Raw genomic sequence first — 16,873 nt, forward strand, 5'->3', positions numbered from 1 at the left:
GTAGGAGTCTGGGCCGTGTCTCAGTCCCAGTGTGGCGGATCATCCTCTCAGACCCGCTACAGATCGTCGCCTTGGTAGGCCTTTACCCCACCAACTAGCTAATCTGACTTAGGCTCATCTATTAGCGCAAGGTCCGAAGATCCCCTGCTTTCCCCCGTAGGGCGTATGCGGTATTAGCATTCCTTTCGGAATGTTGTCCCCCACTAATAGGCAGATTCCTAAGCATTACTCACCCGTCCGCCGCTAGGTCGTATAGCAAGCTATACTTCCCCGCTCGACTTGCATGTGTTAAGCCTGCCGCCAGCGTTCAATCTGAGCCATGATCAAACTCTTCAGTTAAAAATCATTAGTAGCTTATGGCTACAAATCTTGGCTCATCAATTTTCTGACAAATATTTCTCAAATAAACTTCGAGTAATTTTTACCATTCAATCAATGAAATATTTTCGATCGATCAATCAGTAAAAATCCACACAAGTTGTTCTTCATAATCTCTTAATGATCTTCTTGCTGATTCGTCACCAGCAAGCTAGGTCGGCTATACTACTCTCTTTCCAGAGAAAGTCAACTGGTTTTGTTAATTATTTTTAAACTTATTCAAGACTTCCAGATTCTACCACTTAGGCTAAATCCTTGTTTCTCAACAAGTTTTAATCAACATCACCGCCGATGGATGTGCATTCTACAGTATTTCACACCCAACACAACCCCCTTTACTCAATTATTTATAAAAAAACTTACACTTGTTTATTTATTCAGCAAAATGTCGCTTTTTTACTAACATTTCTTAAAATTTGATTTAACAATGAGCAATAAAGAGCTGTTAAGATAGTTAAAAGATTATTTTTTTAATTCACCTGCTGATTATAAAGTTCCGGAACTCTTTTATATGCAACACATTCGCCACTTATGTGCTGGTCTACTCTTTGTAGGCTTTACAACATTTGCATTTGCTGAAGATGTAGCGCCTACAGCTGCCAGCGAAATAGATACCAGTGCTGATCCGCAAACAGCTCAATCTTCTTCGCTTAAAGAATTAAAGAATATTAAAGCAAAAGATTTAAAAGTAGATGCCAATGCAGCACAACCTGATAATGTAAAAGATCCGCTTCAACCTTTAAATAGACAAATTTTTGCCGTCAATGATGCTTTAGACCGTGCGATCGTTCGCCCAATTGCGGTGGAATATAAAGAAAAGATCCCTTCTCCGATTCGTGACTCTTATAGTGGCTTTCGTAAAAACCTCGGTGAACCTTGGAATGCGGTGAACCAACTTATACAAGGCCGTCCCGGCCGTGCCGCAAAAACTTTAGGTCGATTTACCATTAATACGGTAACTACTTTAGGCTTTGCAGATCCTGCTTCACATTTGGGTTTAGAAACTGAAGATGAAAACTTTGGTACGACTCTTGGTTATTGGGGGGTTCCATCTGGCCCATACCTAGTACTTCCTGTTTTTGGGCCAAGTACTTTCCGTGATGGTTTTGGCTTGGTTGTTGATGGTTATGCACGCCCACAAAGATACATTTTAGAAGATGAAGAAGGCCTATATTGGGCTGAACAGACTTTACGTGGTATTGATGTGCGATCACAACTGATTGATATTGAAGGTGCGATTCAAGGCGACAAATATTCCTCAATTCGTGATATTTATTTACAACGTAAAAACTTCATTATTGCTGAGAAAAAAGGCCAAGAAGCTGAAGGGATGTTCATTGATGATGTCGGTGATGATGATTCTTCTAGCTCTCCATCAACCAATGAATCGCATCAAATGTTAGATACGGAATAACAATGTATTGCAGCTAGAGTTGAATTTTTTTTCTCTAGCTGTAATTTGCTTGTTATAGTAAAGCAATAGCTTAATGCTAAGGATAAGCCATTTTTTTTATGTATTTCATTCAACCTTCTCGCCATATTCCATATTTAGAACAGGTGCTAGACACACTACCAAGTGTGCAAATGATTCGCATAGAAGACATTGATCTTTATGACCCGACTATTATTGCTATTGCCGATATCCAAGATTATTTAGATTATAAATGGACACTGCCTACCATTGTCCTTGCCTTTGAAAATGAAGGTAGTGCTTTAGCCCAAGCTTGGGAACTCGGTGCTTTAGCAGGTTGGATGTGGAATAAACTGCCCAGTAACCCACAGCAATCCTTACTCAAAATTGATGCTCAATATAAGCGTAATCAAGACAGTCGCGATCTGCCTTCCGCAGCAGAGTTACAAAAGCGACTTTTACCAAACCCTATAGAACTCCAAAACTACACCGTTGAAACGTTTTTTCAGCCTTCTGCTTATTTGTCTGGAGACTGGTTTGATTATTGGAAAATTAGCGATAAAGAAGTGATGTTCTATTTAGCTGATGTATCTGGTCATGGGGTCACCAGTAGCTTATTAACCTCTTGGATGGCGGCTTTTCATGGTCGTGCCAAAACACCGCGTGGGTTAATTAAGAAACTCAATGGCATGTTGGTTCAAGAGAATATTGAAAAGCACATCACCATGATTGCAGGGATTTTAAACCTCGAAACACATCAACTTCGTTGGTCGAGTGCAGGACATTACCCCCCCGCAATTATCTTTGAGCCAAATCAAGCTCCTAAAATATTACATACCAGTAGTTTTCCTTTAGGCCTTACTGAAGAACTGGAAGTTGAAGAGCATGAATGTGTGCTCAACCGTCATGCCCGCTTCATTATTTGTTCCGATGGCGCACTCGAACCCTTCAATGGTGGACTGAACGATCAGTTCACACAATTGGTCTATCATTTGCAAAATCAATCCTTTGAAGCACCAGAGCATGTTGCAGACGATATTGCCATTTTAAGTTTACGTCGAATGAATTAATCAAATTATCAATAACTTATTACAATATCCTATCTTCTAAGACTGTTAGATACTTGAGTAAGTATTTGCCCTATGGGATAATTTCCTATCCTTCTCTGCAAATGGCATTTATATGTCAACAGGTCATGTTGAATATGCAAGCTTGAATGGAACGCATATTTTTAAGCTTATTGGCGAAGTGCGTGCCCAATCTTGTATCAGTCTAGACAAACTTTTAAACCGTATTGAACAACAGTCAAATGTTGTTGGTGCAATCGTAGATTTAACCCAAACTACATTCATCGACAGCACTGTGTTAGGCATTTTGGCAAAGTTAGGCTTAAAGCTTAAACAGATCCATAATATCCAAGCTGTCATGTTGTCCACCAACTCTGATATCACTACCTTAGCCAACAGTATGGGGCTAGGGCAGGTTTTTGTGATTTTAAACTACTGTGGCGATCCAAATGTTTGTACCCTCGAACTGATGGAAGAGCACATTACACATCGTAATATGTTAAACACCGTACTAGATGCACATAAAACTTTGATGGAACTGAATCAAAGTAATCAAAATATGTTTGAACCTTTGGTCAAACAGTTGCAAAAAGAACAAGACAGCCTCGATCAAGTGTCACAGCAACAAAACGCATAACAACAAATTTTGTAGGCCCATTTATGACTTTACTTTCTGTTGCACAGATGAACTCTCAAAATGACATTGAAGCAAACTTCCTTGTCATTGAGTCTCTCATTCAACAAAGTAAAGCAAATGGTGCTGAACTTATTGTGTTTCCAGAAAACTTCATTTGTTTTGCCGCAGGCAAACAACGTGAGACGGCAGCACAGTTTGAAGACATCAAAAAGCGTTTAGAAAATCTTGCCCATCAATATCAGATCTGGATCGTCGCGGGTACTCTCCCAAGCCCGTTCCGTCCAGATGGTTCTGTTATTGAAGATGGTCGTGTTCGTACAGTCAGTCTTTTCATTAGCCCTGAACGGACCGAAGCACGTTATGACAAAATTCATTTGTTTGACGTACAAGTTGGCGATGCTGTGGGTGGCTACCAAGAATCTAAGTTTTTTGAACCTGGTACAGATGTCGTTGTGGCAAAAACACCTTTTGGTAATATTGGCTTAATGGTTTGCTATGACTTACGCTTTCCTGAACTGGCTTTAACTTTACGCGCACGTGGTGCAAATATTTTAACTGCTCCTGCTGCATTTACCTACACTACGGGGCAAATGCACTGGCAGTTATTATTACAAGCCCGTGCGATGGATAGCCAAAGCATCGTGTTAGGCGCAGCGCAACAAGGTTGGCATGGTGAAAAGAGACAAACTTGGGGACATGCAGCAGCAACCAATAGCCGTGGTCAAGTTTTGGATTTAATTCTTAACCCGGGTGCGCAGTTGATTACTGTACCTTTTGACTTGGCAGAACAAGTTCAAATCCGTGAAAGCATGCCGTTAATGCAACATCGGAAATTAATTCAACTCTAAAAATTTAAATAAAGTAAAAAGCAAATCTTGAGTTTTTTCATGAACTCATTTTTAATATTTTCATTGAAACGTTAAATCGATAATAATGAAAATATTTTTACTCCTCACACCTCTACTTCTTTCATTTACTCACACCTTAGTATTTGCAAAAACAAATGATCTATATGCACTTGCAAAAAAGAACTCAGAAACTGAATGCGTTCGAGGCTTAGCCCAATCCGTACTTTTAAAAAATAAAGTACAGAATCATACATTTTCAATTAAAAATACGACAGATGATTTTCCTATTTTATATGGTTTAGAAACAGCACAACTTGAAAATAAGCAAACTATACGACTTGAGCATGTCGGTTGTGAATCTTATGGTTTCGACATTCAGCTCATCCTAAATTCAACCCATATTGAAAAAATCACAAACTTTGTCAAAGCTGTTTAATTCAAGAGTTACGTAGAATCGCTATTTATTTGCAACAAGATAATCGTGAGTTTTATTTAGATGGTATTACTGCTTTAGAGCAACAATTTACAAAATCCAAGACATTTGAAATCAATATTGACTACATGCTTAAGGGTACAGAAGAAATGCCCCAAACCTTTTCTTTCAGTCAGATTCAAAAGCAAAAAAATGGACAATATCTGATTCATTTTAGGAATAATACAGGTCCGCTTTAACTCTTTTTATTTAGATATTACATTTACAAAAACACTGCTTATTCTTTCTGCAATTTAGGACAGGATAAGGACTCAAATACAATATTCAGGGAATCACAATGTCTTTAGAAAAAGTAGTTTATACAGCACATGCTAAAGCGACAGGTGGCCGAGATGGTCGCGCAACCTCTTCTGATAGAATTTTAGATGTAAAACTCACCGTTCCTAAAGAAATGGGCGGCGCAGGTGGTGGAACGAACCCTGAACAGCTTTTTGCCGCAGGTTATTCTGCATGTTTTCTAGGTGCAATGAAGTTTGTTGCTAACCGTGACCAATTAAAAATTACACCTGATGTTTATATCGAAGGTGATGTAGGTATTGGCCCGATTCCAACAGGCTTTGGTATTCAAGTGACCTTGAACATTCACTTAGAAGGTTTAGAGCAAGCAGAAGCGCAAAAATTAGTGGATGCAGCACATATCGTTTGCCCTTATTCAAATGCAACACGTGGCAATATTGATGTGACATTGAATGTGATTGTTTAATTTTTAAATGAACATCCACTTAAAAATAAAGACTAATTTTTAGGTGGATTTAATTTATTCAAATATTCTATATTGACTTAAACAATGTAGAAAAACACCTAAAATGAAACGTGACAAATCAAATGATGAAACTTTTCTTCAACTGACTAATATTGCAAATAATTTTAAATCGACTGAAGAAAATTATCTCCTTTCCTATCCTTATTTTTTAAATTACTTCCAAAATTTAGAATCTATCAATTTAGAGAATTTGGTTATCGGAATAAGTTTTACTTATTCTTGGATGCCCACGATCCTAAAAGTGCTAAATCTTAAAAATACAGAAGAAGCTCTCTTCATCTTAAATGAAGTCAAAAAAGGCAAACTTATCGATGAACAACAACTTACAACGCTAAAAACTACCCTTAACAATTCACTTGTTGGTACATCAAAACTCTTACATTTTATAAACCCAAAGCAATATGCGATTTGGGACAGCCGTGTTTTTAGATTTCTAAACGATGTAGAACCACATAAATATAGACTAGAAATGCCCAGAGCTTATATTGAGTATTTAAATCTTATCGAAGAGCTAAAAAATGAAAAAGCCTTTACAACATTTTTTGAGTTAATGAAACAAAAAGTTGGTTATGACATCACGGAATACAGAGCACTGGAACTTGCATTTTTTAAAGGCACTCCATTTCAAAATAAATGAACCCGCTAAAATTTCATTTTTTAAATTTAATCTTTAGCTTTATTCATTACTCTGCCGCTTCATTGGTCACACGTAATACTTCTTCCAATGTGGTTTTCCCCGCCAATACTTTACGCAAACCATCATCACGAATAGAGCCTGAGTGTTGTCGGGCATAACTTTCTAATTCATATTCAGCGGCATTGCCATGAACTAAACGACGCATTTGATCATCCACAGCGACAATTTCATAAATTGCCGTCCGTCCCGTAAAACCCGTATGTGAACAACGTTCACAGCCATTCGGTTGAGGTAACTGAAGTTCTGCTTTTGGGTTCAAATGCTGAAACAGTTGTGTTTCAAAAATATCGGCTTCATGCCATGTCACACAATGACTACATAAGGTGCGCACTAAACGCTGTGCAATGACACCAATCAAAGAACTCGACAGTAAAAATGGTTCAATGCCCATGTCTTTTAAACGAGTGACCGCACCAATGGCCGTATTGGTATGCAGTGTAGATAAGACCAAATGCCCTGTGAGCGATGCTTGTACCGCAATTTCAGCCGTTTCCAAGTCACGGATTTCACCCACCATCACCACATCAGGATCTTGACGCAGCATGGCTTTTAAGGCTCTCGCAAAAGTCATATCGACTTTGGTGTTAACTTGGGTCTGTCCAATCCCTTCCAGTTGATATTCAATCGGGTCTTCTGCGGTCAAAATATTTTTCGAACCATCATTAAGGTCTGAAAGCGCCGCATAAAGCGTTGTTGTTTTACCCGAACCTGTCGGCCCTGTGACCAAAATAATGCCGTGTGGGCGATGCACCAATTGGGTTAAACGCTCATAGTCAGGTTTCAATAAGCCCAAATGTGTCATGTTCAAACGACCGGCTTGTTTATCTAATAAACGCATCACCACACGTTCGCCATGTGATGATGGCAAAGTCGATACACGCACATCCACTTCACGACCGGCTAAACGCAGTGAAATACGCCCGTCTTGCGGAATCCTTTTTTCTGCAATATCCAGTTTTGCCATGACTTTAATACGAGACACCAACAGCGGTGCTAGTTCACGGCGTGGCTGAACAATTTCACGTAATTGCCCATCGACACGTAAACGCACTGACAGTTTCTTTTCAAAGGCTTCAATATGAATATCGGATGCGCCAACACGAATGGCTTCGGACAATAATGCATTAATCAAACGAACAATTGGGGCATCATCTTCTTGATCCATCAGATCTTCAGCTTCAGGCACTTGGTCGGCTAAACTGAGTAAATCGGGATGATCTTCTAAACCTGCGGCCACTTGTTGTGATTCGCCACTGTCCCCTGCATAGCTACTGCTTAAAAGCTGGTGAAATTCTTCATCACTACACAGTTGATGTTGTGCTGCCACACCTAAAAAACGACGTGCCTCTTGCAAAGCCAACAACGGCGTACTTTCACGGCGCACAATAAAGGCTTGATCGCCTTCGTAACGCAACAGCACGCCATGACGCTTCGCAAAACTATAGGGAATTTGTAATTGTTTAAGCACTTGCATCTTAAAATTATAATAATGATGAAAAATATTATTTTGAGTGTACTCTAAGCATATGACAGCGTGAAGTCTGTTTTTCACTGATTTGCAATATAAGGAAATGTGCTGTTGCCTAATATGAATGAACTGTTTGAATCGGATAGCCCCAATTTAAAATGGTGGGGGGAATACAACTTTGAGTTGAATCAAGCTCGTGCGTGGCAGTTCGGCTCATTACTTTTTCGCCTCACCCGCGGTCTACAAGAATGGCGTTTAGAATTCCATCGTCCTCAAGTTCAGTATGACTATGAGCAAAAATGGCATGCGATAGAAGACCCACATTTCGCCTTTCCACAACCCGTTGAAATTAAACGCTACATGTTTAAAAACACCCATCATACGATTCAACTGATGCCACGTTTGGCCGATCGTTCAGTGGTGATTAAACCTGTCGATCCGATTTATATTCCAGCTGGTCAGCGCGGGACGCTGTATATCAGCACTCCGTTATGGATTTCGGGTTTTATTGAAGGTCAGCGCGATCCCCTATTTGATATTCCTGTGATTTTACCCAAAGAAACTTGGTTTGGGCCAAACCACCGTACAGGTGAAATTGCCTACGCTACGGCTGTCGATGGTCGAACTGAATTGCATCAACTCAAACCACGTGCATTTCGTGCGGTGACGCCCATTGAGTTCCACAACACCAGCCATTTACAACTACGCTTCGACCGTATGAACGTGCCTGTTTCAGCCCTTCCTTTATTTTATAGTGAAAGTACGGATCGACTTTGGACATCCCAAATTAAAGTCTTGCATGAAGGCGCCGATCGGCCACCGCGAATCCGTATTGAAAATCGTACGCCGCCGCATGCAGGCAAAGTGATTTATGTGCATCCACCTCGCTCTTCGGCGAGTGCATTATTTAATATGTTTGATTCATTCTTCTAAGGGGAACATATGCCAAACTCAAATATTCCCCAAGAAATTACCAGTAGCCTAAAAGGCATTTTTACCAACATCAATACAGAACGACTAACGGAAATCTTAATTGCCTTAGTGCTGTGTTTTGTTGGGTTTCTCTTGGCACGTCTGGTTTCAAATACCTTTATCCGAACCATTGGCACCAAGTTTAACGCCCACCAACGACTGGTCTGGCGTCGTGGTATTTTTTAATTTATTTTTATAATTTTTTTGATGGCCAGCCTCAAAGAAGCTGGTTTTAAACTCAGTGTGTTTTTAGGCGCCGCAGGTATTTTGACGGTTGCTTTGGGTTTTGCCTCACAAACCTCTGCATCCAACTTAATCAGTGGGTTGTTCCTGATTGGTGAAGGTTCTTTTGAAATTGGCGACACCATTTCAATCACCCTTATTCGTGGCAATACCATTGAAGGTGAAGTCATTTCAATTGACCTCCTCTCGGTTAAGTTACTCACTCAAGACAACATTTATGTACGACTGCCGAATGAACAACTGATTCGAGCGCCTGTTCATAACCTCTCTAAGTTCCCAATACGGCGTATTCCAATCACCCTAGCCATTAACTTTCATGAGAACATCATTAAAGTACGTGAAGTGCTGATTGATGTCGCCAATAAATATCCTTTGGTGCTGGCCGACCCTAAACCTGCCGTCACCGTCACCGCCTTTCGCGAGTCTTCGATTGAGTTATTGTTTGCCGTGTGGTGTCAGCAAGAACACTTTTTGCAAGTGCGTGATGAAATGCAGGAACGTATTCGCAATGGTTTCTTAGATAACCAAATCGAAATTCCTGTGCCGAAAATGGGCTTTGTCGATCATCCGCTTTCGCGTCCTTTATCCAATGAAGAAATTGATCAATATGCCAATGCACAAGCCTTGAAACGAGAACCAAACATCAAATAAATCGCCTCAGCTCCTTATGATCCCTGCAGACATAAGGAGCTGAACTTGTTTAATTGGTCTTTTCATCAAGTTCAGGCATCGGTGCAATATACGCAATCACCAACATCACCAAACCTGCGCCTAAGAATGAAATCACGCGGGTGAGTGTCCCAATGTGAGATAAGTCAAACAAGACCAATTTCAGCGTCACAAGAACTAAAATACAGCCGCCGAAAATCCACAATGAACGCAGGTTGCGTTTGGTTGCCGTCAGCATGCAAATGAAAGCCAAACTGACCCAAAGCAAAGTAAAACTCAGTTGCACCAAGGCATTTTCCCACATTTCCCAGTCATTATAGGGTGTGAGGAAATAGACATGAAGCGCACGTAGCACCACATAACTACTGAGCCAAAGTAGACTCGACATCATCAAAATGGCACCCAGACTTTTTTCCAAACCCGCTTTCATTTGTAAATTCAGCATCCAAATGACACCAATCAGCATTGCAATACTGACCAAGTCGAATGGATTGAAAATGGGTAACCGGTACCCTGCAAAAGCTTGTTGGCTAAAGATCTGAGAACACACGATCCAAAACAACATGAGCACTAAGGTATTGCGGGCCTGCCAAAACTTTCTCCATCGCGTTTGAATCGGTTTCACATAACACCATGCAGCAAAGGCCAGTGGTAAAATAACCATGCTCAGATACGGCATACTTGGAATGAGAGTTAAGCTGGTCAGCGCCAAACTTAGTAAAGCCCCCAAACTCACCCACTCCTGCTCATCCGCTACACCCTGTAATGGGCGCAACCACAGCAACGTGAGTAATCCACTCATTAAAGCAAACAGTAGGCGATCTAAACCAGGCGACCACATAATGATGCCATCATGGCTCAGGTCAACCAAGAAAATGAAGGCAACTGCATACAGCGGAATCAGGCCAATCCATTTGGGTAATAGCCATGACCAACTGGCTTTACGGTAGAGCAACCATTCATTCAGTACTGTATATAAAAGCACAATAATCAGCAGTGCCATCATTACCTGACTTTTACTGTCGATTTCATCCAACAGTAAAATAAACAACATGCTGGTTGCTAGAAGCAGTTGTAAGCAAAAAAAGGCAATGGTGGCAAAAGACAACTGTTGTCTAAAGCGCTCTACACTGTTGGCAACGGTAACCACAGCAAAATAACTCAGACATAGCGCCCAATAGACTTCCGTTGGAAAACGATTGAGCTCCACCACATAGTACAGACTTGAGAGCCCAGCCACGGCCAATAAACCCATCGCCAAATAACGACTCAGGGCAGAGTTTCGATATAAGGCATACATAAAGATCAGTGCACCCTCAATACTCCAACCCACCACACCCCACTGATCAGGCAGTAAAATAGGGGGAATCAGCGCCAAGAAGACCAAAGTCAGACTGAGATAACTTTGTGCAATCAACTCAACACTGTGAGCTCTTTTTATGAGTTGATAAAGCGTGGCATAGAGCGCCGCAAAGCCGAGACTAAAGCCTGCTTGCCATGTTGTCTTCTCAAAATACATCACATATAAAAAAGCAAAAGCAACAATGGGTGCAGCAAAAATCAAAGCCACATCCAAGATCGGTTTTAACTTAAACTGAGTTAAATCCTCACGCGCCAACAGTTGACTATAACGAAAACACAACCAAAAAAACACCGCACTATGTGCCAAAACCAACACGGCCAGCATGTCTCGCTCAGACGCTTTACCCTGATAAAAGGCATAAGCGCCACCTACGACCACCGTCATTAAAAAGGCAATTTGGTTGAGGACTTTCCACGGCCTGAACGTGCTTAAAACAGCAACCGCAATATTGATAACCACATAGTAGGCCACCAGCTCTATCGCAGTGGCATTCCGTACAGGCAAAGTAAAAGGCGCCAAATAAGCAATGATCATCGCCATCAACGCCAGCTCAATCGACTGCTGTTTTAAACTGAGCCAAAGTGTAACCGCCATCACCACCACAAAGCACAGGCTCGCAATCGCTAAACTTGCAATCACACCGTTGTAGTAAGCAAAAAACAAAGTCAAAAATAAACCTGACAGTCCAAGTGATTCTAAAGCCAAAGCAAAACTGCGGTTCTTTTGTAGGAGCGCACAACCAAAGACCACAACACCTACACTTACCGCAGCAACGAGGCTCAGCTTGACCGCGAGACTCAACTGCCAATGTTCGGTGGCAAAGCGTAATAATAAAATAAGCCCAATCAGCAGTATCACAATCGCAACTTTTAAGACAGGATTGCCCTGCCAAAGCCAGCGTTTCACTTGCTCACTGAGACTTAAATCATCTGTGTTGTTTAGAGTAGCGGGTAAAGAGGGAGCGTTTTCAGATTCTGGGAATCGGTCAGATATCACCTGATGTGGCTGTGCTTGCACGGATAACAATAGATATTCTAGACGACGTAACCAGCGAAAGAAAAAGAACAACCAACCACTGATACCCAATCCAATGAGTCCGCCCCATTGCCCCACCATGCCGACTAAAATGACGAAAGCAGCAAGGTAAAGCGGCACTTTTGACGTTGGCTGAAAAGCAATACCCCGTTGTTCCGCCAACCTCGCACTGGGGTGCTCAATGCTATCAACATAGTGCATAACACTCATGATCAAAGCGATTCCACACAATGCACTCAACAGCGGCACGGCCAAAAACCATGCTGCAATAGCAACAATCGTGAGCCCCATTAACCACATCATGCGAATTTCACGCTGTCCAGTTTGCATCCGTTCTCGATCTCTTTTTCTCATCTTCAAATAATACATCAGCTTGTAGTACATCTTTAAGCGCATAACCGTAACCATCTATGCCAATCGGTACATCAATACACTTTGTTCTGCGTCAAAATCACGTACAATAAACGGGTTATTTGGATAAGGAATCTTGCAATGCCACCATTTGTCTTGGTCGATGGCTCATACTTTTTATTTCGTGCTTTTCATGCTTTGCCACCGCTCACCACGTCAACTGGCTTACATACCAATGCAATTCGTGGGGCAATTTCTGCCATCCAAAAACTGATGCGTCGTACCCAGCCAACACATATGGCGGTCATTTTTGATACACCAGAACCAACTTTTCGTCATGTGCTATCACCAATTTATAAAGGTGACCGCCCAAGCATGCCTGAGGAATTATCAGAACAAATTCCATATTTGCATGCCTTAATTCGTGCTTTGGGTATCCCCTTGTACATGCTCCCAGGTGCAGAAGCAGATGACATCATCGGGACATTAGCCAAACGTGCGGAAGCCGCGGGACAGCAAGTGCTGATTTCCACAGGCGATAAAGACATGGCACAGTTGGTGACCGATAAAGTCACCTTAGAAGACAGCTTTAAAGACAAGCCGATGGATGTGAATGGCGTGTTTGAAAAGTTTGGGGTGTGGCCAAACCAAATTATTGATTATCTGACCCTAATGGGCGATGCCTCTGACGGCATTATGGGTGTTCCAGGTGTTGGTGCCAAAACTGCGGCAAAACTGTTAACAGAATATGGCTCGATTGGTGGCATTTTAGAGAATGTCGATAAAATTAAAGGCAAAGTCGGTCAAAACATCAAAGAACATGCCGATGGAATTGCTCTAGATCACCAACTAGCAAGTATTGTCTGTGACTTAGAGACAGGACTGACCTTTGACGATCTCAAACTCCAAGACCCGAATACCGAAGCCTTACGTTCACTGTATACAGAGCTTGAATTCCGTCAACAGTTACAATCGCTCGATCATCCAAACAATCCCAATAGTGCAACCTATAAACAAGCAACACAAGAAATTGTAAAATCAGCACAATCTGAAACCGTCATCAATACAGAAGATCAGGCTATCCAAAGCAGCGTCGATGACCAACTGGGGCAAGCGAATTACCATACTGTGCTCAGTGCAGAACAGTGGACTCAATTATTCAAACGTTTAAGTACAGAAAAACGTTTTGCCTTTGATACTGAAACCACTAGTTTAGACTATCGCGTAGCGCAAATTGTTGGTTTCTCAGTTGCGTTTGATGCGCAAGATGCATATTACGTTCCACTTGCGCATGATTATGAAAATGCACCTGCGCAGCTAGATCGTGAACAGATCTTGGCACAAATCAAGCCTATTTTAGAAGATGAGTCGGTTCAGAAAATCGGTCATCATTTGAAATATGATGCGCATGTCTTAGAAAATCATGGCATAGAGCTAAAAGGCTGGTATTTCGATACCATGTTGGCATCTTATGTACTCAATGCTGTGGCGACTCGTCACGGGATGGATGACGTTTCGCGTCTCTACCTCAGCCACTTAACCACTACTTTTGAACAGGTGGCAGGTAAAGGTGCAAAACAGAAAACCTTTAACCAAATTGAGATCGAAACCGCCGCGCACTATGCTGCGGAAGATGCCCATGTGACCTATCGCCTGTTTGAAGTGCTCGATGCCAAACTACAAAAGCATCCCGAACTGGTCAATATCTTGCACAATGTCGAAATGCCAGTTGCCCGTGTCCTCACCATCATGGAAGAAAACGGCATTGAGCTCGATTTAGGCTTCCTTGACCAACTCGGTATTGAGTTTGCCAATACCATGGCCAATCTTGAAAGCCAAATTACCGAACTAGCAGGACAAAGTTTCAATGTCAGCTCTCCGAAGCAAGTTGGTGAAATTCTGTTTGATAAACTCGGACTTAAGGGCGGCAAAAAAACCGCAACAGGTCAGTACAGCACGTCTGAAAGTGTTTTAGAAAAGATTGACCACCCAATTACCGAGCTAATTTTGGACTATCGTGGGTTATCCAAACTAAAAAGCACTTATACCGATGGCTTATTAAAACAAGCCAACAGTGATACACATCGTGTGCATACTAGTTACCACCAAGCACTGACTGCAACTGGTCGTCTGTCTTCGACCGATCCCAACTTACAGAACATTCCTGTGCGTGAGGAAATTGGCCGTCAAATTCGTAAAGCCTTTATTGCACCACAAGGTCGCGTGCTCTTGGCAGCCGATTATTCACAAATTGAACTGCGTTTAATGGCGCATTTCTCACAAGATGAAGCTTTGGTCGATGCTTTTAATCATGGGCAAGATGTACACCGTCGTACAGCGGCTGAAGTCTTAGGTGTCGCACTTGAAGATGTTACTTCAGACCAGCGTCGTCAAGCCAAAGCAGTCAACTTCGGTCTACTCTACGGCATGTCTGAGTTTGGCTTAACCCGTCAACTCGGTTTTAGCCGCGAAGAATCGCGTGGCTATATTGCGAAATACTTCCAACGTTATCCGGGCGTGCTCGACTATATGGAACGTACCCGTCAAATTGCACGTGAACAAGGTTTTGTCGAAACCATTTTAGGCCGTCGCTTGTATACGCCCGATATTATGGCAAGCAATAAAATGATCAAACAAGCGGCTGAACGTGCCGCAATTAATGCACCGCTGCAAGGTTCTGCTGCGGACATTATTAAAATGGCGATGATCGCAGTTGATCGAATGCTGCCTAAAGATCAAGCCAAAATGCTACTTCAAGTACACGATGAATTGGTTTTTGAAGTCGATGAAAGTATTGCTGATGAACTGGCTTCGAAACTGGCAGACGTGATGCAATCTGTTTTGCAAATTTCTGTGCCATTGTTGGTTGAAGTCGGCAAAGGTCGAAACTGGGATGAAGCCCACTAAAACATTTGCGCCTTTCTCCTAGGAGAAAGGCTGGTATGGAGGTCATTTGCCTCCTAGAAGAAATATCAACGTCCTCACCTGAAAATTTCAACCACAAAAAAAGGACTCGCAATCGAGTCCTTTTTTATATCGCTACAATCTTATAAACCAGTGAGCAGGACAATCGCCACTTCATTCATAATCATTTCAGCAATATACAGCGCCAAGAACGCTACGATTGGAGAAAGATCAATCATCCCCATATTGGGCAACAACCGGCGAAACGGTGCCAATAATGGTTCAGCAAGCTCTTGAATCACTTCGATATAAGGCGAACGTGACTGCGTAAACATCACCACCCAACTTAAAATAATCGTTGCAAAAATCAGGTAACGACAGAAACGAATCAAGTCCTGAATCATGGTCACAAAAGTTAAAATGACCAAATGCACAGGACTATTCGGCATCGCTCCAGAGAGATACATGACGCCAAAAATTTTCAGTAAGTACAATAAAACCAAAAGCACTAAAGCCGCTAAGTTAACGCGGCCTTTCGCTACATTTGGAAAAATACGACCAAACATATCCACAATTTTAGTGGCTTTTACGGTCGACATCACCACTGGGTTATAAAAGTTAACCGCTGCCAACTGCATGAGAAAGCGGAAGAACACCAGTAAAATTGCAACGTTAATAATGATGCCAAAAATTAGCGCAGAGTTTGCACCCATACTTGAACTTTCCTAAATAAAACGATTATTTGCTACTTTCACTCAGCTCTTGAGCAAGTTCCTGACTGCGCTTTTGAGCAGCAGCCAATGCAGCTTGGATATTTTGTGAAATTTGTGCACGATCAAACACTTCAAGTGCCGCTTGGGTTGTACCATTCGGTGAAGTGACATTTTTACGCAATTCAGCTGGTGTATTTGAGCTCGTGATTGCCATTTGTGCTGCACCCAGTGCAGTTTGCAACGTCAACGCCGTTGCTACTTTTTCATCTAGACCGAGGTTTTTACCTGCACGGATCATGCTTTCCATCATATAGAAAAAATACGCAGGACCTGAACCAGACACCGCAGTCACAGCATCAATTTGCGCTTCCTCGCCTACCCATAAAGTCAAACCTGTCGCAGCAAGTACTTGACTCGCCAAATCACGGTCTTCTTTATTTACAGCCTCAGTGGCATATAAACCATGCGCACCCGTTTGTACTAAAGCAGGCGTATTTGGCATCACACGAACAATACGATTACTGCCAGCTAATGCAGCAATCGTTGCAATTTCAGCACCCGCAACAATCGAAATAATCAACTTACCGTCAAATAAACCGTTTAATGGCTTTAAAACATTGGCTAAAACTTGAGGTTTAACTGCTAAGACCACGACATCGGCTTCACGAATAGCAGATGCGTTATCCTCAGTCACCACCAAGTCTTTTTCAGCCAATAAATGACGAACTTGTTCAACAGGATCAGAAACCGTAATGCGAGTTGAAGGTAAACCACGTGAAATCAAGCCACCAATGAGGGCTTGAGCCATGTTACCACCGCCGATAAAACAAATATTACGATTCAACACTGCGCTCATGATTA

The 16,873-nt window shown here is 41.9% G+C and carries 14 protein-coding genes, 1 rRNA gene and 1 pseudogene; 11 read left to right on the forward strand and 5 right to left on the reverse strand.

Features of this window, described 5'->3' with window-relative positions; genetic code table 11:
• Nucleotides 1-339 (reverse strand): 16S ribosomal RNA (locus WH214_RS00065); the annotation flags it as partial.
• Nucleotides 340-889: 550 nt separating this feature from the next.
• On the opposite strand from WH214_RS00065, the gene WH214_RS00070 reads away from it, so the two are divergent.
• The 8 genes from WH214_RS00070 to WH214_RS00105 all read left to right on the forward strand — a co-directional run bounded on the left by WH214_RS00070 (nt 890) and on the right by WH214_RS00105 (nt 6,234).
• Nucleotides 890-1,792 (forward strand): MlaA family lipoprotein, encoded by a 903-nt coding sequence (locus WH214_RS00070; RefSeq protein ID WP_339421669.1) that lies wholly within the window; start codon nt 890-892, stop codon nt 1,790-1,792.
• A gap of 98 nt (nt 1,793-1,890) precedes the next feature.
• A complete protein-coding gene (gene gigA / locus WH214_RS00075; RefSeq protein WP_078388698.1) occupies nt 1,891-2,859 on the forward strand; it encodes an RsbU family protein phosphatase GigA in 969 nt (322 codons plus the stop codon).
• 112 nt (nt 2,860-2,971) lie between these two features.
• Nucleotides 2,972-3,493 (forward strand): anti-anti-sigma factor GigB, encoded by a 522-nt coding sequence (gigB, locus tag WH214_RS00080; RefSeq protein ID WP_004692241.1) that lies wholly within the window; start codon nt 2,972-2,974, stop codon nt 3,491-3,493.
• A 23-nt stretch (nt 3,494-3,516) separates the two neighbouring features.
• Nucleotides 3,517-4,341 (forward strand): carbon-nitrogen hydrolase family protein, encoded by an 825-nt coding sequence (locus tag WH214_RS00085; protein ID WP_339992707.1) that lies wholly within the window; start codon nt 3,517-3,519, stop codon nt 4,339-4,341.
• Nucleotides 4,342-4,426: 85 nt separating this feature from the next.
• Nucleotides 4,427-4,777 carry a hypothetical protein gene (locus WH214_RS00090; protein WP_339421671.1) on the forward strand — a complete coding sequence of 117 codons (351 nt, stop codon included), beginning with the start codon at nt 4,427-4,429 and terminating at the stop codon, nt 4,775-4,777.
• Between the two features lie 29 nt (nt 4,778-4,806).
• Nucleotides 4,807-5,013: a hypothetical protein gene (locus WH214_RS00095; protein WP_339421672.1), complete on the forward strand. Its 207-nt coding sequence runs from the start codon at nt 4,807-4,809 to the stop codon at nt 5,011-5,013.
• Nucleotides 5,014-5,111: 98 nt separating this feature from the next.
• Nucleotides 5,112-5,537: an organic hydroperoxide resistance protein gene (locus WH214_RS00100; protein WP_339421673.1), complete on the forward strand. Its 426-nt coding sequence runs from the start codon at nt 5,112-5,114 to the stop codon at nt 5,535-5,537.
• A gap of 103 nt (nt 5,538-5,640) precedes the next feature.
• Nucleotides 5,641-6,234 carry a hypothetical protein gene (locus WH214_RS00105; protein WP_339421674.1) on the forward strand — a complete coding sequence of 198 codons (594 nt, stop codon included), beginning with the start codon at nt 5,641-5,643 and terminating at the stop codon, nt 6,232-6,234.
• A gap of 46 nt (nt 6,235-6,280) precedes the next feature.
• On the opposite strand, the gene gspE is transcribed toward WH214_RS00105, so the two are convergent.
• Nucleotides 6,281-7,768 carry a type II secretion system ATPase GspE gene (gene gspE / locus WH214_RS00110; protein WP_339421675.1) on the reverse strand — a complete coding sequence of 496 codons (1,488 nt, stop codon included), beginning with the start codon at nt 7,766-7,768 and terminating at the stop codon, nt 6,281-6,283.
• A 114-nt stretch (nt 7,769-7,882) separates the two neighbouring features.
• Here gspE and WH214_RS00115 point away from each other — a divergent pair, with 114 nt between their 5' ends.
• Nucleotides 7,883-8,695 carry a hypothetical protein gene (locus WH214_RS00115; protein WP_017396988.1) on the forward strand — a complete coding sequence of 271 codons (813 nt, stop codon included), beginning with the start codon at nt 7,883-7,885 and terminating at the stop codon, nt 8,693-8,695.
• A gap of 9 nt (nt 8,696-8,704) precedes the next feature.
• Nucleotides 8,705-9,628 (forward strand): annotated as a pseudogene (locus WH214_RS00120) (mechanosensitive ion channel family protein).
• A gap of 49 nt (nt 9,629-9,677) precedes the next feature.
• Here the strand turns inward: WH214_RS00120 and WH214_RS00125 are convergent.
• Nucleotides 9,678-12,374: a DUF2339 domain-containing protein gene (locus tag WH214_RS00125; RefSeq protein ID WP_339992708.1), complete on the reverse strand. Its 2,697-nt coding sequence runs from the start codon at nt 12,372-12,374 to the stop codon at nt 9,678-9,680.
• 162 nt (nt 12,375-12,536) lie between these two features.
• On the opposite strand from WH214_RS00125, the gene polA reads away from it, so the two are divergent.
• A complete protein-coding gene (gene polA, locus WH214_RS00130) occupies nt 12,537-15,302 on the forward strand; it encodes a DNA polymerase I (protein WP_339421677.1) in 2,766 nt (921 codons plus the stop codon).
• Between the two features lie 140 nt (nt 15,303-15,442).
• Here polA and WH214_RS00135 read toward each other — a convergent pair whose 3' ends face one another.
• Nucleotides 15,443-16,012 carry a YggT family protein gene (locus WH214_RS00135; protein ID WP_004979206.1) on the reverse strand — a complete coding sequence of 190 codons (570 nt, stop codon included), beginning with the start codon at nt 16,010-16,012 and terminating at the stop codon, nt 15,443-15,445.
• 25 nt (nt 16,013-16,037) lie between these two features.
• Entirely contained in the window at nt 16,038-16,868 is an 831-nt protein-coding gene (gene proC / locus WH214_RS00140; protein WP_168157940.1) for a pyrroline-5-carboxylate reductase, read from the reverse strand.
• Nucleotides 16,869-16,873 lie beyond the last annotated feature (5 nt).

It is taken from the genome of Acinetobacter sp. MYb191, assembly GCF_037572605.1.
GTDB classification, from domain to species: Bacteria; Pseudomonadota; Gammaproteobacteria; order Pseudomonadales; family Moraxellaceae; genus Acinetobacter; species Acinetobacter johnsonii.

Excerpts from the sequence above, each read along its gene's own strand:
- WH214_RS00070 (WP_339421669.1), top strand. The coding sequence starts at position 890 with ATGCAACACATTCGCCACTTATGTGCTGGTCTACTCTTTGTAGGCTTT.
- gigA (WP_078388698.1), top strand. The coding sequence starts at position 1,891 with ATGTATTTCATTCAACCTTCTCGCCATATTCCATATTTAGAACAGGTG.
- gigB (WP_004692241.1), top strand. The coding sequence starts at position 2,972 with ATGTCAACAGGTCATGTTGAATATGCAAGCTTGAATGGAACGCATATT.
- WH214_RS00085 (WP_339992707.1), top strand. The coding sequence starts at position 3,517 with ATGACTTTACTTTCTGTTGCACAGATGAACTCTCAAAATGACATTGAA.
- WH214_RS00090 (WP_339421671.1), top strand. The coding sequence starts at position 4,427 with ATGAAAATATTTTTACTCCTCACACCTCTACTTCTTTCATTTACTCAC.
- WH214_RS00100 (WP_339421673.1), top strand. The coding sequence starts at position 5,112 with ATGTCTTTAGAAAAAGTAGTTTATACAGCACATGCTAAAGCGACAGGT.
- WH214_RS00105 (WP_339421674.1), top strand. The coding sequence starts at position 5,641 with ATGAAACGTGACAAATCAAATGATGAAACTTTTCTTCAACTGACTAAT.
- gspE (WP_339421675.1), bottom strand. The coding sequence starts at position 7,768 with ATGCAAGTGCTTAAACAATTACAAATTCCCTATAGTTTTGCGAAGCGT.
- WH214_RS00115 (WP_017396988.1), top strand. The coding sequence starts at position 7,883 with ATGAATGAACTGTTTGAATCGGATAGCCCCAATTTAAAATGGTGGGGG.
- WH214_RS00125 (WP_339992708.1), bottom strand. The coding sequence starts at position 12,374 with ATGCAAACTGGACAGCGTGAAATTCGCATGATGTGGTTAATGGGGCTC.
- polA (WP_339421677.1), top strand. The coding sequence starts at position 12,537 with ATGCCACCATTTGTCTTGGTCGATGGCTCATACTTTTTATTTCGTGCT.
- WH214_RS00135 (WP_004979206.1), bottom strand. The coding sequence starts at position 16,012 with ATGGGTGCAAACTCTGCGCTAATTTTTGGCATCATTATTAACGTTGCA.
- proC (WP_168157940.1), bottom strand. The coding sequence starts at position 16,868 with ATGAGCGCAGTGTTGAATCGTAATATTTGTTTTATCGGCGGTGGTAAC.